Source organism: Streptomyces violascens (assembly GCF_014649955.1).
GTDB lineage: Bacteria > Actinomycetota > Actinomycetes > Streptomycetales > Streptomycetaceae > Streptomyces > Streptomyces violascens.
Genome location: NZ_BMUA01000002.1, coordinates 126,081 through 145,050, shown reverse-complemented (window position 1 = coordinate 145,050; position 18,970 = coordinate 126,081). Strand labels below are relative to the sequence as shown.

The following is an 18,970-nucleotide window of genomic DNA, read 5'->3' as shown; positions in this document are numbered from 1 at the left end:
GTACAGCGGGGGGTCGCCGACCGCAAATGTCCGGCCAACGTGGCTTAGGTACGCCTAACCTTACATAAATCGTTCCTGCACATCCGTCTCCCCCTGCACAGGCGAATCGCCCGACAGCCACCCTTTGGTGTGAAGCGAGTGGTCTCGCGTTGTTCGGCTGGAAGTGCGAAAACTAGCTTCGGGGGCCGGAGGTGAGCCATCTGATGACGGCTTTGGCCATCGAGACCGCTGCCGAGGGCGGCGCGGTCAGAAGTACCGGATTCGCGATCACCGCGAACGGTTCGTACGCCGCGAGGCTGGTGCGCGACGCGGGGTCCGGGGCGGCCTGGTTCCCCGAGCGCTGGACGCTCGACGGCCCCGAGCCCTACGCGGTGCCGCTCCCCGGCAACCAGCCGGAGGAGCCCGACGCCGGGGTGCTGCCCATGGCGGACGGCCGGGTGCTCATCCACCGCAGGGTCGCCGACCGGCACGCCTTCGCGCTGCTCTACCCCACCGGACCCGCGACCGGTGAGCTGCCGCTCGGCGCAATCGACGCCGGGGAGGGCGAGCTCACCCTGCTCCCGCCGTCCCCGGACGGCAGCTGCGCCTACGCGCTCGCGGCGGGCCCGGACGGCACGGCGCTGTGGCTGGTGGCGGGCGGCGCGTTCGGCCCCGAGCCGGTCGCCCGCATCAAGGGGCGCTGCTCGGGCGGCGCGTGGCTGGACCGGACCGGGCGGATGCTCTCCCTGGACCGCGAGCTGGACGGCCGCACCAAGGCCGTCGCCGTCGACCTGGAACGCGGCGGCGAGGTCACCGAGCTGCTCCAGATCACCGAGGACAGCAACGACCGGCTGCTGCTCGCCGACGCCGACAGCGGGCTCCTCATGATCCGCTCGGACGCCCCGGGCCACGACCGGCTCGGCTGGGGCGTGCTCGGCTCCGCGCTCCCCATCCGCTTCCCGGAATGCCTGCGCCTGGCGGACGCCGCGGTCACCCCGTTCGCCATACAGCCGGGCCAGGTCCTCACGCCGGAGTCCTGCGCGGTGGCCCTGCGCATCGACGCGGCGGGCGGCACCTGGGTCGGCATCTGGCGCCCGGCGGGCCGCCACCTTCATCAACTGGCGGCGCCACAAGGGTGGTTGGCAGGGGCCGGGCTGTGGACACCGGAGGGGGCGCTGCGGCTGCCGTACGTCACGGACACGACCCCGTGCGCGCTGCTCGACCTGCCCGCGCCGCCGGACCCGGCACCCGCCCCGCCCACCCCGCCGCCGGCGCCCGCCAAGCCCGCCGCGGCCAAGCCCGTACCGCTGGGGCAGGCACCTCTGACCGGCCGTCGGCCGCCGGCGGGAGATCGTTAGAATCGGCGCCCTGTACGAGGCACAGTGAAGACGACTACGGGGTGACCACAGCTCATGTCCAACCAGACCGACACCCGTCCGCAGGAGACGGGTACCGGGACCGACAGCAACGGAAGGCACCGGGGCGGGGCGGCCTCCACGGAGGACTCGATGACGCCGGCCCACGGACGCCACCGGCGCGAGGAGACCGCGGGCAGCAACGCCTGAGCACGTGAAAGGGGCGAGGCCCCCGGGGTGGTTCACCCCGGGGGCCTCGCCCTTTCCGCATGCCCGGCAGCGCCTCAGCCGTGCTTGAGTCCGAGCACCTCGGCCGCCGCGAAGGTCTCGTTCGGGGGCCGGTCCTCGTAGTAGGGGGAGATCAGCTCGTCGAGTTCCTCGTACGAGAAGACCTCCTTCGCGGTGTCGAACTTGGCGGCCACCCGCGGCCGTTCGACGATCGCGACCATGCCGCCGTGCACCACCAGGAGCTGCCCGTTGACCTTGGCGGCCGCGGGGGATGCCAGATAGCCGACGAGCGGCGAGACGTGCTCGGGCGCCAGCGGGTCGAGCTGCCCCTCCCCCGGCTCGGCGAAGCCCGCGAACACGTCCTCCGTCATGCGCGTACGGGCCCGCGGGCAGATCGCGTTCGCCGTGACCCCGTACTTGCCGAGCGCCAGCGCGGTCGAGGTGGTCAGGCCGACGATGCCGCCCTTGGCCGCCGCGTAGTTGGGCTGTCCCGCGGAACCCGCGAGGAAGGCCTCCGAGGAGGTGTTGACGATGCGGCCGTAGACCGGGCCGCCCGCCGCCTTGGACCGCTCGCGCCAGTGCGCCGCCGCGAAGTGGGTGGTGTTGAAGTGCCCCTTGAGGTGCACATGGATCACCGAGTCCCACTCGGCCTCGCTCATCGAGAAGATCATCCGGTCCCGCAGGATGCCCGCGTTGTTGACCAGGATGTCGAGTTTTCCATACGTGTCGATCGCCAACTGGACCAGTTCCCGGGCCTGTTGGTGGTCCGCGACGTCCCCGGTGTGGGCGGTTGCCCGCCCGCCCGCGGCGCGGATCTCGGCGGCGACCTCCTCGGCGGGGCCCTTCGACGCCTGGCCCGAGCCGTCCCGCCCGGGCTGCCCGAAGTCGTTGACGACGACGGCCGCGCCGAGCCGGGCGAGTTCGAGCGCCTCGGCCCGGCCGAGCCCGCGCCCGGCCCCGGTGACGATCGCGGACAGACCTTCAAGTGGCAGTACTGCCATGCCGGTTGGATCCTCTCGCGGTGGGATGGATCAGACGGTGGATCGGTCGGATGGATCAGATCTCGATGCAGGTGCGCAGGGCCTCGCCGCTGCGCATCTGGTCGAGGGCGTCGTTGATCCCGGCGAGCTGCACCCGGTGGGTGATCAGGCTCTCCAGGTCGATGCGGCCCGCCCGCCACAGCGCGATGGCCCGCTCGTAGGAGCGCAGCACGTCGCCGCCGCCGTACATGGACGGCAGGACGCGCTTCTCGTCGAAGAACAGCTCGAACATGTTGACCTGGAAGAAGTCGTCCATGGCACCCGCGCCGACCACGCACAGGGTGCCGCCGCGCCGGGTGTTCTCGTACGCGGTGCGGGCGGTCGCGGAGCGGCCGACCACCTCGAAGACGTAGTCGAAGCCCTCGCCGGCGGTGACGCGCTGCCTGGCGTCGGCGAACTCCTCGGGAGAGACCGCCTCGGTGGCGCCGAACCTGAGCGCCGCCTCGCGCCGGGACGCGACCGGGTCCACCGCGACGATCTGGGCCGCGCCCTGCACCCGGGCGCCCTGGACGGTGGAGATGCCGACCCCGCCGCAGCCGATGACGGCCACGGACGAACCCGCCTCCACCTTCGCGGTGTTGATGGCCGCGCCGAGCCCGGTGGTCACGCCGCAGCCGATCAGGGCCGCGATCTCGTACGGCACGTCGTCCGGGATCGGGACCGCGCAGCCGGCCGCGACGACGACCTCCTCGGCGAAGGTGCCGGTGCCCGCGAAGCCGAACACGTCGCCGCCGGCCCGCCTGAAGTTGGGCGTCCCGGCGTTCATGAAGCCGGCCAGACACAGATGGGTCTGGCCCCGCTTGCAGGACGGGCACTGACCGCACGCGGGCAGCCAGCACATCAGGACCCGGTCGCCCTGCTTGAGGCCGGTCACGCCGTCCCCGACGTCGATGACCTCCCCGGCCCCCTCGTGGCCGGGCACGAACGGCGCGGGCTGCGGCAGCACGCCGCTCATCGCCGAGAGGTCGGAGTGGCACAGGCCCGTGGCGCGGACGCGGAGCTTGACCTTCCCGGGGCCGAAGCCGGTCGCCTGAATGTCGTCGACCACGTCGAGCTTGTCCTGGCCTATCTCGTGCAGTACGGCTGCGCGCATGGCGGGCTCCCCTCAAGTACCGGATAAGAAAGCTCAGTTGTGTTCGACGACCGTGTCGGCGAGGACCGGCGCGTCGTCCCGCTCGACGGCCGTCACCGACACCTGGACGCGGCCGGGCCCGGACCACATCCGGATGCGCAGGGTCTCGCCCGGGAAGACGACCCCGGTGAAGCGGGTGGCGTACGAACACACCCGGGTCACGTCGCCGCCGAGCAGCGTGTCCACGACGGCCTTGAGCGTCATGCCGTACGTGCAGAGCCCGTGCAGGATCGGCCGGTCGAAGCCGGCGAGCTTGGCGAAGTCGGGGTCGGCGTGCAGCGGGTTCCAGTCCCCCGAAAGCCGGTAGAGCAGCGCCTGCTCCTCGCGGACCGGGCACTCGACGGTGTGGTCCGGGGCCCGGTCGGGCTGTTCGACGCGGGCGGAGGGCCCCCGGTCCCCGCCGAAGCCGCCCTCGCCGCGCACGAAGATCTGCGCGTCGCTGGTCCACAGCGGCCCGTCCGCGTCGGCGGCCTCGGTGCGCAGGACCAGGATGGCGGCCTTGCCCTTGTCGTAGACGGCGGCGACCTTCGAGGTCGAGGTGGCCCTGCCCCGTACGGGAATCGGGCGGTGCAGGGTGATGGCCTGGCCGCCGTGCAGCACCGCCGCGAGGTCCACGTCGATGCCCGGCGCGGAGAGCCCGCCGACCACGCCCATGCCGGCGCCCGCGACGGTCGCGAAGGACGGCAGCACGTGCAGCCGGGACTCCAGGGTGTAGCGCAGCTCGTCGGGATCGACAGCAGGGACGCCCGCCCCGAGCCCCAGATGGTAGAGCTGTACGTCCTTGTGGTCCCAGGCGATCTCGGTGGACCGGGGCTCGGCGGCGACCGCCTTCGCGGCATCAATGGGCATGTGGATGCTGCTCCTTGAGCGTTGTGCGGGCACGGGAAAAGACCTCGGTGCGGCCGTCCGCACCGTCGGCCGCACCGAGGTCGTACTGGACCGGACCGAGGACCCGTCCTTCGTTCTAGAACGCGTTCTAGGCCGATGGCCCCTAGGTATAGCGCACGCCCCGGCAGTTGTGAAGGCTCCTGACGTGGCGTCAGATCCACTGGCGGGGCCGCCCCGTGCACCTTTCGGCGGGGGTAGGCCAGGACATTTGTCCTGGCCGGCTCCGTACATGCGCATCTGGGGCGACCCCCCGCTCGCTCCGTAGCGTTTCTCCCATGACGCAGACGACGACACAGAGCGACGCGAACGCGGTCCGCTTCAGCGGGGTGGTCAAGTCCTACGGGGCGGTCCGGGCCGTGAACGGCGCCGAGCTGAGCATCGGGCGCGGCGAGACGGTGGCGCTGCTCGGCCGCAACGGGGCCGGCAAGTCCACCACCATCAGCCTGCTGCTCGGCCTGAACGAGCCCGACGCGGGCGAGGTGGGGATCTTCGGGCGGACCCCGGAGCAGGCGGTACGGGCCGGGCTGGTCGGGGCGATGCTCCAGGAGGGCAGCCCGATCCCCCGGGTGACCGTGCGCGAGCTGGTGTTCTTCATCGGCAGCATGTACCCGAAGCCGATGCCGGTCGCCGAGGCGCTCGCGCTGGCGGGACTCACCGAGTTCGCGGACCGCAGGGTCGACAAGCTCTCCGGCGGCCAGACCCAGCGGGTCCGGTTCGCGATGGCCCTTGCCGGAAACCCCGAACTGCTGCTGCTCGACGAGCCGACGGCCGCGCTCGACGTCGAGGCGCGTCGCGCGTTCTGGGAGTCGATGCGCACGTACGCCGACCGCGGCAACACGGTCGTGTTCTCCACCCACTACCTCGAAGAGGCCGACGACAACGCGGACCGCATCGTCGTCATCGACCGGGGCCGCATCGTCGCCGACGGGCCCGGCGAGACCATCAAGCGGGCGGCCGGCGGCAGCCTCGTCTCCTTCGACCTCGCGGGCATGCCGACCGAGGGCCTGTCCCTGCTGCCCGGCGTGGCCGCCGTCGAGATCCACGGCGACCGGGCCCGCCTGCGCAGCGACGACTCGGACGCCACCGTCGTCGCGCTGGCCGCGATGGGGGCCGTACGCCGCCTCGAAGTCGCCCCCGCCAGCCTCGAAGACGCCTTCCTCTCCCTCACCGCACGCGAAAGCGAGACCGTCTGATGTTCGAGTACATCAAGCTGGAGATGCGGCGCACGCTCCGTGACGCCTCCTTCGTGACCTTCGGCATCGGGATGCCGGTGCTGATGTATCTGCTCTTCACCAACATCGGCGGCGGCCAGAACGACGACGCCGACTGGAAGATCTCGTCGATGATCGGCATGGCGGCGTACGGCGCGCTCGGCGCGGCCCTGGGCGTCGGTACCGGGGTCGCCTCGGACAAGTCGATCGGCTGGCTGCGGCAGATGCGGATCGCCCCGCTCCCGCCGACCCGGGTGGTGACCGGGCGGGCGATCAGCGGTTCGGTGACCGTGCTGCCCGGCATCCTCGCCGTGTTCCTGTCCGGCGCGCTGGTCAACGGCGTGCGCCTGGACGCCTGGCAGTGGGGCGCCCTCACGCTGCTCCTGTGGATCGGGGCGCTGCCCTTCACGATGCTCGGCCTCGGCAACGGTTACCGGCTCTCCGCACAGGCCACCGGAGTGGTCAACGTGGCCTGCCTGATGGGGCTCGCGATCCTCGGCGGCCTGTGGTTCCCGGTCTCGGCCTTCCCCGGCTGGCTGCGCAGGATCGCCGAGTACACTCCGACGCACCGCTTCGCCGACCTCGGCTGGGCCACCTCGCAGGGCCACGCCCCGGGTGCGGCCACCATCGCACTGATGGCAGCCTGGCTGGTGGTCTTCGGTTCGTACGCCGTGGTCTCCTACCGTCGGTCCGCGCGGACCGCGTGAGCGCACCGACGCCGGGGACAGGCGAGCGCATGAAGCACGGGACGCACCACCAGCCGAAACGTCAGTACGGGGAGAACACGTTGCCATCACTGCTGCCGAAGCTGCCGCCGCGGGGCGAGAAGGCCGACGAGTTCCCCGGGCCGCCCGCCAACGGCTACACCTTCCTGCCGTGGCTGCTCATGGGCACCGGCGCCGTCGTGGAGGTCGCCAAGGGCAAGGTGGCCCTGCCCTGGCTGGGCGGCCTCGGCATCCTCGCCTTCGCCGTCCTGTACGCGCAGGTCGCCTTCCGCGCCCTGGACAAGCAGCGGCGCGAGGAGCGGGCGACCCTGGTCCTGCTCGGCGCGCTCGCCGCCGTCACCTACGCCATGGGGATCGGCTACGGCGGCGTCTGGCTGCTGTTCTTCCCGCTGGCCTCGCTGGCCGCCGGGGCGGCCGTGCGGGACCGGCGGCTCGGCTTCGTGATCATCACGCTTGCGGGTTCGGTGGGGGTGATCTCGGGGATCAAGACGGGCGACCCCTGGGACAACATGACCATCGCGTACGGCACGTTCCTGTCGGGCCTGGTGATCTCGGCCCTGCTCTCCCTCTCCGAGACGGTCCGCGAACTGCGCGACACCCGGCAGGAGTTGGCCCGTACCGCGGTCGAGAAGGAGCGGCTTCGCTTCTCCCGCGATCTGCACGACCTGCTCGGCCACACCCTGTCCGTGATCGTGGTGAAGTCCGAGGCGGCCCGCCGGATCGCCCGGCGCGACCTGGACGCGGCGCTCGGCCAGGTCGCCGACATCGAGTCGGTCGGCCGCCAGGCCCTGACCGAGATCCGCGAGGCCGTCACCGGCTACCGCGAGGGCAGCCTCGCCACCGAGCTCGACCGGGCCCGCTCGGCGCTGAGCGCGGCCGAAGTGGAGCCGCTGGTACGCCAGTCGGGGCCGCCGCTGCCCGCACAGGCCGAGGCGCTGCTCGGCTGGGTGGTGCGCGAGGCGGTCACCAACGTCGTGCGCCACAGTGCCGCGAGCCGCTGCGAGATCGTGGTCGAGGGCACGCCGGAGCGGGTGACCCTGACGGTCACCGACAACGGCAAGGGCGCGCCCGCGGCTCCCGCCCCCACCCCGCGGATCGGCGGCACGGGCCTGAAGGGCCTGACCGAGCGCCTCGCCGCGGCGGGCGGCTCGCTGACCGCGGGCCCGGCCCCCCGCAACGGCTTCCAGGTGAGCGCCGAACTCCCGGTGGACCCCGCGGACGCGGCCCTGGACGACGAGCTGACCAGCGCCCCCGGCCACCACTGACGTCCGGCCGCACATACCCTTTCCCCGTGGACGAGATGCCCCAGGATCACCGACCTGCCAAATCCGTACGAGTGCTGCTCGCCGAGGACCAGGGAATGATGCGCGGCGCGCTCGCCCTGCTGCTCGGCCTCGAAGAGGACATGGAGGTCGTCGCGCAGGTCTCGGCGGGCGACAGGATCGTCCCCGAGGCGCTGGTCTCGCGCCCCGACGTGGCCCTGCTGGACATCGAACTGCCGGGCATGAGCGGCCTGGACGCGGCCGCCGCGCTGCGCGAGGAGGTCCCGGACTGCCGGGTCCTGATCCTCACCACGTTCGGCCGGCCCGGCTATCTGCGCCGCGCGATGGAGGCCGGCGCCGCCGGGTTCCTCGTCAAGGACGGCCCGGTCGAGGATCTCGCGGAGGCGGTCCGCCGGGTCCTGCGCGGCGAGACGGTCATCGACCCGGCGCTCGCGGCCGCCGCCCTCAGCGCGGGCCCGAGCCCGCTGACCGCCCGCGAACGCGACGTCCTGAACGCCTCGGTGGACGGGGCGACGGTCTCCGACATCGCGGGCAAGCTGCACCTGTCGGAGTCGACGGTCCGCAACTACCTGTCGTCCGCGATCGGCAAGACGGGCACCCGCAACCGCATGGAGGCGGTACGGTCGGCCCGCCAGCAGGGCTGGCTGTAGCCCTCAGCGCCGGCCGGGACCGGCGGCCCGGGGCAGCCACACCAGGGCGAGTACGACGCTGCCGAGCAGCACGAACCCGCCGACGCGGAAGGCGAGCGCGTACCCGGCGGTGAGGGATTCGGGGCTCTGCACGAGGCCCGTCCGGGACGCGGCGACCGTGGAAAGCACGGCAAGGCCCAGCGCCCCGCCCATCGTCCGGGACGTGTTGATGAGCCCCGACACGAGCCCGGCCTCGCCGGGCTCGGCCCCCGAAGTGGCCAGCGCCGCAAGGGGGGTTGTGGCGAGCCCGGCGCCGGTCATCATGAGGACGCCGGGCACGAGGATGGACATCCAGTACGGATCGTCCGCCCGCATCATGGACTGCCACCCGAACCCGGCCGCGGTCACGAGCACACCGAGCACGGTCAGGTTCCGCGCGCCGGTCCGCGGCATGATGCGCGGCGCCAGCTTCGAGCCGAGGACGACGCTGAGCGAACTGGGTATGAGCGCGAGCCCGGCGCCCAGCGGGGTGTAGCCGAGCACGTTCTGGGCGTACAGCGTCATGAAGAACCAGGTGCAGAACATCGCGGATCCGCACACGAACATCACGGCGTTGGCGGCGGAGACGGCCCGCAGCCGGAAGAGCCGCAGGGGCATGAGGGGCACGGCGGTGCGGGCTTCGACGACCAGGAACGCCAGCAGCAGAACCACCCCACCGACGAGCGGAACAAGGGTCGCGACGGCACCCCAACCTTGCGCCTCCGTCTGCACGATGCCGTACGAGAGGGTGGCGAGGCCGGCCGTGACGAGGACGGCGCCGGGGAGGTCGAGCCGGTGGTGCCGGCCGGCCCGGGACTCGGTGATCCAGAGCGCGGCGCCGAGCAGGACGAGGGCGCCGACGGGCACGTTGATGAGCAGCACCCAGCGCCACGACAGGACGTCGGTGAGCACGCCCCCGACGAGCCCGCCCGCCGCGCCGCCGCCCGCGCCGACCGCGGCCCACGTCCCTATGGCCCGGGTGCGAGCCGCGCCCTCCGGGACGGCGGCGGTCAGGATGGTGAGGGTGGCGGGCGCGAGGACGGCGGCCCCGAGCCCTTGAGCGGCGCGGGCGAGCAGCAACTGCCAGCCTTCCTGCGCGATCCCTCCACCGAGGCTGGCCGCGGTGAACAGCCCGAGCCCCACGAGGAACATCCGCTTGCGCCCGTACAGGTCGCCCGCGCGACCGCCGAGCAGCATGAACCCGGCGAAGGCGATGGCGTACGCGTTGACCACCCATTGCAGCCCGCCGGCACTCATGCCGAGGCCGGTGCGCATGGAGGGCAGGGCGACGTTGACGACGGAGACGTCCAGCACGACGAGGAACTGCCCCGCGCAGGCGGCCAGAACGACCGGCCAGGTGCGGGAGGTTGGGGTGGGGGTGGATATGTGGGTGTCTGCGGACGCGTGGGCCATGCGGGTCATGGTCGCACGGGGCGGGCACCCGTTACACGCCTTTTCCCCACTCCGGGCCTCCACCTCGGCCCGCCCTTCCCGAAATCCCGGAGCGGGTCAGTTCACTCCCAAGGGGGCGGAGGCGACAATTCGTCTTCCACGGGCGGGTGAATCCAGGCGTGTCCATTCAATGGGTCAGGCAGTTACAGGGGTGGCTCGACCGAGCCACCGATCCGGTGTCACGCTCCATTTCACAGCAGGGAGAACACTGTGCCCATTCTTGCCATCCTTGGCGCTGTCGTGGTCGGGCTTGTCCACGTCGTAGGCGCTCTCCTGAAGGCCTTGCTCGTCTAACAGCCACTCAGGGCAGAGAAAACACCTGCATCGCATCGCCGCCCCGGTACGGGCCAAGTCGGCGCCCGCACCGGGGCGGAGCCACGTTTCAAGGCGCCGAATTCGGCCGTACGAGCGGTTAGTTCGATGAGCGGTTATTCAGGGTGAATGCCGGGGTAGCTTGGCGGCGACTTGTTGTCCTGGATGAGGAGAAAACCGTGCGTGTACGCAGAGCCCTGACCATTGCGATCGCCACCCCTGTCCTACTGGCCGTGATCGGAATGAATGGCGCTTCCGCAGCTTCTCCGCCAAAGCCCTCGGCCGACGGTTCGACCGTCCGGTCGGAGCCTACTGCCGACAAGGGGCGGCACGAGACCTCCGACCGTAAGCACGGCAGGATCAAAATGGATCCCGAAGAGGAAATGGAGGGGGGCCTCATCGGCAATATCGCGGGCGAACTCCTCGGCCGCTCGTAAGGTCCCCACCGCGCAGTTCCCCGCGCCCCTGAACCCCCTTTCGTCCGCGGACCGTGCGTGGCTGGTCGCGCAGTTCCCCGCGCCCCTAGCGGGATCGACCCGACAGCACCGGCATCTTCAGCCTGTCCGGCGTTTGAGGACGAGCGCCCTTGAGGCGCGAACGGGGTCTGGGGCGGGGCCCGGGAAAACCGGCTTCACTCCATTCCCACCCCCGGAGGCCACGCGGCGGAGCCGCAGAATGTCACAGCGGGAAGGGGCGGGGTGGGGAAAAATCACCGGCGCAACAGCGTCACCACCGCCGCCCCGCCCAGCCCGATGTTGTGGGCCAGCCCGACCCGCGCCCCCGGCACCTGCCGCACCCCCGCCGACCCCCGCAACTGCCACACCAGCTCCGCCGCCTGCGCAAGCCCCGTCGCCCCCAGCGGATGCCCCTTCGAGATCAGCCCCCCGGACGGGTTCACCACCCACCGGCCCCCGTACGTCGTCGCCCCGGACTCGACCAGCTTCCCCGACTCCCCCACCCCGCACATCCCCAGAGCCTCATACGTAAGCAGCTCGTTGATCGAGAAGCAGTCGTGCAGCTCGATCACATCGACGTCCTCGATGCCCAGGCCCGCCGCAGCGAACGCCGCCCGCCCCGCCGCCCGCGACATCGGCGCCCCCACCGCGTCGATACAGCTCCCCGAGGCGAAGGACTCCTCCGTGTCCGTCGTCATCGACTGGCCCGCGATCTCAACTGCCTTTCCGCCCAGGCCATTTCGGTCCACGAAGCGCTCCGAGACCACCACCGCCGCCGCCGCTCCGTCCGACGTCGGCGAGCACTGCAGCTTCGTCAGCGGGCGGTGGATCTCCTTCGCCGCCAGGATCTCCTCCACCGAGTACGCGTCCTGGAACTGCGCGTTGGGGTTGTTCACCGAATGCCGGTGGTTCTTGGCGCCGACCGCGGCGAGCTGCGCCGCGGTCGTCCCGTACCGCTCCATGTGTTCGCGGGCCGCGTTGCCGAAGATCTGCGCGGTGGGCGGGCTCATCTCGAAGCCGTGGTGGGCCGCCATGATTCCGTAGTGACGGGCGACGGGCGATGTCGCGAAGTCTCCGCCGTCCGAGCCGCCGCCCAGCGCGCCCCGCTTCATCTTCTCGAAGCCGAGCGCCAGGACGCAGTCCGAGATGCCGCCCTCCACGAACTGCCGCGCCAGCATCAGTGCGCTCGAACCCGTGGCGCAGTTGTTGTTGACGTTGTAGACCGGAACGCCCGTCAACCCCAGTTCGTACACCGCTCGTTGACCGGCCGTCGACGCCTGGAAGCAGTAGCCGACCGGGACCTGTTCCACCAGGCCGTAGTCGATGCCCGCGTCCGCCAGCGCCGCGCTCCCCGCCTCCTTCGCCATGTCCCAGTACTGCCAGTCCCGGGACTCCGGCTTCTCGAACTTGGTCATGCCGACACCGACGATGTAACTCTTCACGGCAGGGGAACCCTTCAGTCTCGGGGCAGGCCGAGGATGCGCTCGGCGACGACGTTGAGCTGGACCTGGGTGGTGCCGCCCGCGATGGTCAGGCAGCGGGACATGAGGAAGCCGTGCACGGCCCGCTCGCCGGGCCCCTCGGCGACCGCGCCCTCGGGGCCGAGGAGTTCCAGGGCGAGCTCGGCGATCTTCTGCTGGTGCGGGGTCTGGACGAGCTTGCGGACGCTGGCCCCGGCTCCCGGTTCCAGGCCCAAGGCCTGCTGCATCGTCGTACGGAGCCCGATGCAGGCCAGCGCGTGCGCCTCGGCGGCAAGGGCGCCGATCCGCGCCCGGTACGCGCCGTCCAGTTCCCCGGCGCGGGCGATCAGCGCTTCGAGGCCGGTGTCGAAGGTCAACTGGTCGGCCATGTGGACGCGTTCGTTGCCCAGGGTGTTGCGGGCGACGCGCCAGCCGCCGTTCACCTCGCCCACGACGGCGTCGGCGGGCAGCAGCGCCCCGTCGAAGTACACCTCGTTGAAGAGGGAGTCCCCGGTGATCTCCTTCAGGGGGCGGACGTCGATGCCGCTCGTCCGCTTCATGTCGATCCGGAAGTACGTGAGGCCCTTGTGCTTGGGGGCCGCGGGGTCGGTGCGGGCCAGCAGGATGCCGTAGTCCGCCCACTGCGCGGCACTCGTCCACACCTTCTGGCCGGTGATCCGCCAGCCGCCGTCGTCGGTGCGCTCGGCCTTGGTGCGCAGCGAGGCGAGGTCGGAGCCCGCGCCGGGTTCGGAGAACAGCTGGCACCACAGCAGCTCGCCGCGCAGGGTGGGGCCGAGGAAGCGGTCCTGCTGGGGGCCGGTCCCGTACGCGAGGAGGGAGGGGACCACCCAGGTGGCTGTCCCGAGGTCGCTCACCTTGACCCCGGATCGCCGCAGCTCCTCCTGGACGACGAGTTGTTGAACGGGTCCCGCGCCCAGTCCGTACGGGGCCGGCAGGTGCGGAGCCGCGTATCCCGTGGGTGCCAGGGCCCGGCGCACCGCGGCCGGGTCCAGGTCCCGTACGCCCTCGATCACCGCTCGGGCGGGGCCGCGGAAGTTCTCGGCCTCCGGCGGCAGTTCCATCCGCAGCTCGCGGCGGGCGCCGCCGCTCGCGAGGCGGACCGCCCGCAGCCGGTGGGCGTCCCCGGCGCCGAGGAGCTGGCGGGCGACCAGGGCGCGGCGCAGATACAGGTGGGCGTCGTGCTCCCAGGTGAAGCCGATGCCGCCGAGGATCTGGATGCAGTCCTTGGCGCAGGAGCAGGCGGCGTCGACGGCCGTGGCGGCGAGGGAGGCGACCAGGCCCCGCACCTCGGCGGGCTCGTCCATGGCGCGGGCCGCGTCCCACACCAGCGCGCGGGCCTGCTCCAAGCGTACGAGCATGTCCGCGCAGAGGTGCTTGACCGCCTGGAACTGGCCGATGGGGCGGCCGAACTGCTCCCTGACCTTGGCGTGCTCGGCCGCGATCTCCAGGGCGCGGGCCGCCGTGCCGCAGGATTCGGCGGCGAACAGGAGCGCGGCGAGGTCGCGGACGAGCGCGGAGTCCACGTCCAGGACCCGGCCCGCGTCCACCACGACGCCCTCGGCCCGCACCTCGGCGGTGGGACGGGTCGGGTCGGTGCTCGTGTGGGTACGGATGTGCAGGGCGTCGGCGTCCACCGCGAGCCAGAGCGTGCGGTCGTGCGCCTTCGCCGCGAGGATCACCAACTCGGCCTGGCCCGCGGCCAGTACGGGCGGTGCGGTCCCGTCGAGCAGCCAGCCGCCCTCGCAGCCGACGGCGGCGAGCGTGCCCGCGCCGAGTGCCACGGCCGCGGTCCTGCGGCCTTCGGCGATGTCCCCGACAAGGGCGTCGTGCCGCCCGGCGCGGCGCAGCAGCTCGGCGGCGAGCACCCCGGGCAGATACGGGCCCGGCAGCAGACCGCGCCCGGCCTCCTCCAGGACGACCGCGAGCTCGACGAGGCCGCCCCCGCCGAACTCCTCGCCGAGGTGGATGCCGAGCAGCCCCTGTTCGGCGAGCCCGTCCCAGAACAGCGGGCGGGCCCCGGCGGCCTCGGGCGCGTCCAGGAGCTTGCGCACCTCCTCGACGGGCACGGCCCGCGCCAGCCAGCCGCGTACCGCCTCCGCGAGCTCCCGTTGTTCTTGCGTGATCGCGATGCCCATGGACGCCCTCACCCGTCGCCGGTCCCGGAACGGCGCAAGAGTAGAACACGTTTCAATCTGACGGAAGGTCAGATCGACGTGACCTTCGGGGCCCCGCCCGCCGGGGGCGGCCCCGGCGGCGTACGGCACCATGGACCGCCCACACACCTACGACCCAAAGGAGCCGGGCCGTGGCCACTCCCAAGCCTCAGATCCTGGCCGCCTTCGAGGCGGCCAAGGGCTTCATGCCCGTACGGGAAGGCCTGGCGCTGTACGAGGCGGCGGCCGCGGCCGGGGCGCTCGGCCTTCCGCTCCTGGAGGTGGGCACCTACTGCGGGCGCTCCACGATCCTGCTCGCCGAGGCCGCCCGCGAGAGCGGCACGGTCGCGGTCACCGTCGACCACCACCGCGGCAGCGAGGAGCAGCAGGCGGGCTGGGAGTACCACGACCCCACCGTCGTCGACCCGGAGGTCGGGCGGATGGACACGCTGCCCACCTTCCGCCGGACGCTGCACGCGGCGGGCCTCGAGGACCACGTGATCGCGGTGGTCGGGCGCTCGCCGCAGGTGGCGCGGGTGTGGGGCGGGCAGCTCGGCTTCGTGTTCATCGACGGCGGGCACACCGACGAGCACGCCACGGCCGACTACGAGGGCTGGGCGCCCAAGCTCGCCGAGGGCGGCACGCTGGCCATCCACGACGTCTTCCCGGACCCGGTGGACGAGTTCACCGGCCAGGCCCCGTACCGCATCTACCTGCGGGCCCTCGCGTCCGGCGCGTTCACCGAGGTCTCGGCGACCGACTCGCTGCGGGTGCTGCGCCGGACGTCCGCCGCGCTGTGACACTTCGCGGCGCGGAGTGCCCGGGCTTGACAGGTCCCCGCCGCTAGCATCGCTCCCGTGCCGTACGACAGCGAGTCATCGAATCCGGACAGCCGGGCGCGCCGTGTGCGCGGCCGGGCTCTCGTCGCCCTCGCGGCGCTTGCGCCGACCGCCCTCGCGGGCTGGCTGGTCTGGCAGGCGATGAGCAGCCCCGGCAGCCAGGACAACAAGCCGCCGAAGGTGCTCCCCCTGCCGAGCCGCTCGGCGCCGTCGGCGCCGCCCGGGGCCGGCACGGCGACGGTGACCGTGACGGCCTCCTCCACCCCGGGCGGCGCCCCCGGCTCCGCCTCGGCGCCCGCCGCGTCCAAGAACGGATCCGGCGCCGGGCCGCTCGCCGGAAAGACCGTCGTCATCGATCCGGGTCACAATCCGAATAATTTCCGGCATACACAAGAGATCAATGAGCCGGTGGACATCGGAACGAACAAGAAGGAATGCGACACCACCGGCACCGACACCAACGACGGTTATACGGAGGCCGAGTTCACACTCGATGTGTCGCACCGCATCAGGGCAATCCTGGAAAAGCAGGGCGCGAAGGTCGTGTTCACCCACGACGGCGACCGGACATTCGGCCCGTGTGTGGACGAGCGGGCCCGGATCGGGAATCAGGCGAAGGCGGACGCCGTCGTGTCGGTGCACGCGGACGGCGCGGACGAGGGCCAGCGCGGCTTCCATGTGATCCTGCCCGCGAAGGTGAAGGGCGGCGCCGCCGACACCGCCCCGATCGTGGGGCCTTCGCGTGAACTCGGTGTGCGGATCGCGGGGAAGTTCGTCCAGGACACGGGCATGAACGCCTCCAACTACGTGGGCGACGGCACCGCCCTGGACACCCGCAGCGACCTCGGCGGCCTCAACCTGTCGAAGGTTCCGAAGGTGTTCATCGAGTGCGGCAACATGCGCGATTCCCGGGATTCGGCGCTGCTCAAGAGTGCGGAGTGGCACCAGAAGGCGGCCCAGGGCATCGCCGACGGCATTATGGCGTTCCTGGGCGGGTAGGCTCCCGACCCGCCGTACGACCCGCAGAGCCAGACGATAGATTCTTCCGCACAGGGGGAACCACCTAGAGCTTCACGCCGTGTGCACGTACACCGGCGGCAGCGATGACCGCCCCGACGAGACGACATAAAAGAGGACTTTTACGTGAACATCCGCTCCCTCACACGAGGCGACGGCGTGGTGATCGGTGCAGCGGTGGTGCTGTTCATCGCCTCGTTCCTGAATCTCACGTCCGCTCCGAGCTGCTCCGGCCAGTTCTGCCCGAGCGTGGACGCGCCGAACGCCTGGGACTCGCTCTCGCTCCTGATGAGCATGTACCTGGCGGGCATCATCGGTGCGGTCCTGGTGGTCGTGGGCCGCTCGCTGCCGCAGCCGAAGAAGGTCGCGGGCCTGGACCTCACGCAGTTCGGCGTCGCGTTCACCGTCTTCGCCGCGTGGACCGCGTTCTGGACGATCATCGACGCGCACGGCTCCGGCGCCGGCATGATCCTCGGCCTGATCGCCACGCTGGCGCTCGCCGCGGCCGCCGTGGCCTCGCCGCTGGTCGGCGCGCTCAAGGCGCCGCTCATGGGCGCCCCGAGCCCGGCCGCCCCGCAGCCCTACGGCTACCCGGGCGCGCCCCAGCCGGCCGGTGGCTACGGCTACCCCGGCGCCCAGCAGCCGTACGCCGCGCAGCCCGGCGACCCGAGCCTCGGCGGCCAGCCGCAGGCCCAGGCCCAGCCGTTCGGCGCGCAGGCCCCGGCTCCGGCCGCGGACCTGAACAAGGACAGCCAGGCGCAGCCCGCCGCTGCCGCCCCGGCCGGCGACTTCGCCCCGTTCTGGTTCGCGGTCCCCGTCGCCCGCCCGCTGTACGCGGAGGACGGCTCGCCGACCCCGATCGCCGAACTCGCCCCGGGCACCTGGTACCTGGCCGTCGACCAGCGCGGTCCCGGCCTGGTCGCCCAGACGCAGGACGGCCGCCGTGGCGTCCTGCAGGACACCACCGGCATCCAGCGCGGCTGATCCGCCCGCCCACCACGACGGCCCCCCGCCCCTCTTCCGGGCGGGGGGCCGTTGCGCTTACAGTCCCCTGACAGATCGTCAGATCACTGGGAGGGGACGGCACATGCGCCTGGGACTCGCACTCGGCTACTGGGGGCGCGGCCCGAACCCCGCCCACCTCGAACTGGCCCGCGCGGCCGAGGAGTTCGGCTACCACTCGGTGTGGACGGCGGAGGCCTGGGGCTCGGACGCCTTCACCACCCTGACCTGGATCGCGGCGCACACCTCGCGCATCCGGCTCGGCACCGCAGTCGCGCAGATGGCCGCGCGCACCCCCACCGCCACCGCCATGCACGCCCTCACCCTGGACCACCTCTCGGGCGGCCGGATGATGCTGGGCCTCGGACTCTCGGGGCCGCAGGTCGTCGAGGGCTGGTACGGCCGCCCGTTCCCGTCGAGCCCGCTCACCGCGACCCGCGAGTACGTCGACGTCATCCGCCAGGTCCTGCGCCGCGAGGCCCCGGTCGAGCTCGACGGCCGCTTTCACCCGCATCCGTACGGCGGCGCGGACGGTACGGGCCTGGGCAAGCCCCTCAAGGCCATCACCCATCCCCTGCGCCCGGACATCCCCGTGCTCCTGGGCGCCGAGGGCCCCAAGAACATCGCCCAGACGACCCGCATCGCCGACGGCTGGCTCCCGCTGTACTGGTCGCCGACCCGCACCGACGCGTACGCCGCCGCGCTGACGGGGCTGCGCGAGGACTTCCTGGTCGCCCCCATGGTGCGGGCCCACGTGTGCGACGACGTCGCCGAGGGGCTGCTCCCGGTGAAGGCGATGCTGGGCTTCTACATCGGCGGCATGGGCCACGCGGCCCGCAACTTCCACGCCGACCTGATGGCCCGCATGGGCTACGAGGACGAGGCCCGCCACATCCAGGACCTGTTCCTGGCGGGCCGCCGGGACGAGGCGGTCCTGGCCGTACCGGACGCCTTCGCCGACGACATCTCCCTGGTGGGCCCGCGCGGGCGCATAGCGGAACGCCTGGAGCAATGGCGCAAGGGCCCGGTGACGGACCTGCTGGTCACCTCACCGGACCCGAACACGCTACGCGTGCTGGCCGACCTGAACGCCTGAGCGCCCTTGGCGAGTTCCGCTGCGCTGCGACGACGCAGGGAGGTCAGCCTCCGGCAAGCTGCCCGGCAGAGGGAACCTGGTCCTTGACCGGCGCCCCGGCGCCCGCCCCCGCGTCCTTGACCCCACCGATCACCTTCTCGAACTGGCTGACGTCCGCATCGCTCGCATCCCCGTTGCGGAGCTTCGTGCCCATGTTCTTGAGGGAGTCGATCCCGGAGGACAGGGGCGCGAGGGCCTTGGAGAGCAGGGGGTCGCCCTTGGCGTTCTCGGTCGCGGCCTTCAGGCGGTTGTACGTGAACGCGCCGGCCAGGCCCGCCTTGACGAGTGCGAACGTACGGCCCTTGGCGCCCTTCTTGAACTTGCCGGCCTTGAAGGGCTTCACGATCCACTGGTAGGCGGCACCCGCCGCGAGCCCCGCGTTGGCGACGAAGCGCGTCTTGGCGAGCCTCTGCCGCTCGGCCGAGGGGGTCGGCGATGCGGTGGCCGCGACCAGGGCGGCGTCCTGGGCGGATTTCTCCGTGGTGCTCCGCGTGGTGTTCTCGGTGCTTCTGGTCTCTCCTCCGCAGGCGGTCGTCGACACCAGGACGGTGCAGGAAAGGACGACCGCCACGACTATGCGGCGGATGGGGAACGTACTGGGCACGATGACCTCCG

Annotated in this window: 18 protein-coding genes; 11 read left to right on the top strand and 7 right to left on the bottom strand. The window is 72.0% G+C overall.

Features of this window, described 5'->3' with window-relative positions:
- Nucleotides 1-203: 203 nt before the first annotated feature.
- Entirely contained in the window at nucleotides 204-1,337 is a 1,134-nt protein-coding gene (locus tag IE206_RS05785) for a hypothetical protein (protein WP_189960923.1), read from the top strand.
- A 54-nt stretch (nucleotides 1,338-1,391) separates the two neighbouring features.
- Nucleotides 1,392-1,544, top strand: coding sequence for a hypothetical protein (locus tag IE206_RS05780; protein ID WP_189960922.1), 153 nt, complete (start codon nucleotides 1,392-1,394; stop codon nucleotides 1,542-1,544).
- 74 nt (nucleotides 1,545-1,618) lie between these two features.
- Here IE206_RS05780 and IE206_RS05775 read toward each other — a convergent pair whose 3' ends face one another.
- From IE206_RS05775 to chsH3, 3 genes are read right to left on the bottom strand one after another with little or no spacing between them, the layout of a single operon-like run.
- Complete coding sequence (locus IE206_RS05775) at nucleotides 1,619-2,563, bottom strand: 3-oxoacyl-ACP reductase (protein WP_189960921.1); 945 nt, start codon at nucleotides 2,561-2,563, stop codon at nucleotides 1,619-1,621.
- 55 nt (nucleotides 2,564-2,618) lie between these two features.
- The gene (locus IE206_RS05770) at nucleotides 2,619-3,695 is read right to left on the bottom strand and encodes a Zn-dependent alcohol dehydrogenase (RefSeq protein WP_189960920.1); all 1,077 of its coding nucleotides are present in this window, start codon (nucleotides 3,693-3,695) and stop codon (nucleotides 2,619-2,621) included.
- A 33-nt stretch (nucleotides 3,696-3,728) separates the two neighbouring features.
- Nucleotides 3,729-4,583 carry an enoyl-CoA hydratase ChsH3 gene (chsH3, locus tag IE206_RS05765; protein ID WP_189960919.1) on the bottom strand — a complete coding sequence of 285 codons (855 nt, stop codon included), beginning with the start codon at nucleotides 4,581-4,583 and terminating at the stop codon, nucleotides 3,729-3,731.
- A 314-nt stretch (nucleotides 4,584-4,897) separates the two neighbouring features.
- Between chsH3 and IE206_RS05760 the strand changes: the two genes are divergently transcribed.
- Genes IE206_RS05760 through IE206_RS05745 form a run of 4 tightly spaced genes read left to right on the top strand, consistent with a single transcriptional unit; the run spans nucleotide 4,898 to nucleotide 8,491 of the window.
- Nucleotides 4,898-5,815: an ABC transporter ATP-binding protein gene (locus IE206_RS05760; protein ID WP_189960918.1), complete on the top strand. Its 918-nt coding sequence runs from the start codon at nucleotides 4,898-4,900 to the stop codon at nucleotides 5,813-5,815.
- Complete coding sequence (locus tag IE206_RS05755; protein ID WP_189960917.1) at nucleotides 5,815-6,540, top strand: ABC transporter permease; 726 nt, start codon at nucleotides 5,815-5,817, stop codon at nucleotides 6,538-6,540. The genes IE206_RS05760 and IE206_RS05755 overlap by 1 nt, the downstream gene beginning before the upstream one ends.
- 29 nt (nucleotides 6,541-6,569) lie before the next feature.
- A complete protein-coding gene (locus tag IE206_RS05750) occupies nucleotides 6,570-7,823 on the top strand; it encodes a sensor histidine kinase (protein WP_189960916.1) in 1,254 nt (417 codons plus the stop codon).
- A 35-nt stretch (nucleotides 7,824-7,858) separates the two neighbouring features.
- Nucleotides 7,859-8,491 carry a response regulator transcription factor gene (locus IE206_RS05745; RefSeq protein ID WP_189961385.1) on the top strand — a complete coding sequence of 211 codons (633 nt, stop codon included), beginning with the start codon at nucleotides 7,859-7,861 and terminating at the stop codon, nucleotides 8,489-8,491.
- 3 nt (nucleotides 8,492-8,494) lie between these two features.
- On the opposite strand, the gene IE206_RS05740 is transcribed toward IE206_RS05745, so the two are convergent.
- Nucleotides 8,495-9,931, bottom strand: coding sequence for an MFS transporter (locus IE206_RS05740; protein ID WP_189960915.1), 1,437 nt, complete (start codon nucleotides 9,929-9,931; stop codon nucleotides 8,495-8,497).
- 521 nt (nucleotides 9,932-10,452) lie between these two features.
- Here IE206_RS05740 and IE206_RS05735 point away from each other — a divergent pair.
- Nucleotides 10,453-10,710 (top strand): hypothetical protein, encoded by a 258-nt coding sequence (locus IE206_RS05735; RefSeq protein ID WP_189960914.1) that lies wholly within the window; start codon nucleotides 10,453-10,455, stop codon nucleotides 10,708-10,710.
- A 272-nt stretch (nucleotides 10,711-10,982) separates the two neighbouring features.
- Here the strand turns inward: IE206_RS05735 and IE206_RS05730 are convergent, their stop codons facing one another.
- Nucleotides 10,983-12,170, bottom strand: coding sequence for a lipid-transfer protein (locus IE206_RS05730; protein ID WP_189960913.1), 1,188 nt, complete (start codon nucleotides 12,168-12,170; stop codon nucleotides 10,983-10,985).
- A 14-nt stretch (nucleotides 12,171-12,184) separates the two neighbouring features.
- Nucleotides 12,185-14,344, bottom strand: coding sequence for an acyl-CoA dehydrogenase family protein (locus IE206_RS05725; RefSeq protein WP_189960912.1), 2,160 nt, complete (start codon nucleotides 14,342-14,344; stop codon nucleotides 12,185-12,187).
- A gap of 224 nt (nucleotides 14,345-14,568) precedes the next feature.
- On the opposite strand from IE206_RS05725, the gene IE206_RS05720 reads away from it, so the two are divergent.
- From IE206_RS05720 to IE206_RS05705, 4 genes are all read left to right on the top strand, one after another.
- Nucleotides 14,569-15,162, top strand: a complete 594-nt coding sequence (locus IE206_RS05720; RefSeq protein ID WP_189961384.1) for a class I SAM-dependent methyltransferase — start codon at nucleotides 14,569-14,571, stop codon at nucleotides 15,160-15,162.
- Nucleotides 15,163-15,219: 57 nt separating this feature from the next.
- Nucleotides 15,220-16,200, top strand: a complete 981-nt coding sequence (locus IE206_RS05715) for an N-acetylmuramoyl-L-alanine amidase (RefSeq protein WP_226598793.1) — start codon at nucleotides 15,220-15,222, stop codon at nucleotides 16,198-16,200.
- A gap of 144 nt (nucleotides 16,201-16,344) precedes the next feature.
- A complete protein-coding gene (locus IE206_RS05710) occupies nucleotides 16,345-17,202 on the top strand; it encodes a DUF5336 domain-containing protein (RefSeq protein ID WP_189960911.1) in 858 nt (285 codons plus the stop codon).
- Nucleotides 17,203-17,305: 103 nt separating this feature from the next.
- Nucleotides 17,306-18,316, top strand: a complete 1,011-nt coding sequence (locus tag IE206_RS05705) for an LLM class F420-dependent oxidoreductase (protein WP_189960910.1) — start codon at nucleotides 17,306-17,308, stop codon at nucleotides 18,314-18,316.
- A gap of 43 nt (nucleotides 18,317-18,359) precedes the next feature.
- Here the strand turns inward: IE206_RS05705 and IE206_RS05700 are convergent, their stop codons facing one another.
- A complete protein-coding gene (locus IE206_RS05700; protein ID WP_189960909.1) occupies nucleotides 18,360-18,959 on the bottom strand; it encodes a hypothetical protein in 600 nt (199 codons plus the stop codon).
- Between the last annotated feature and the right edge of the window lie 11 nt (nucleotides 18,960-18,970).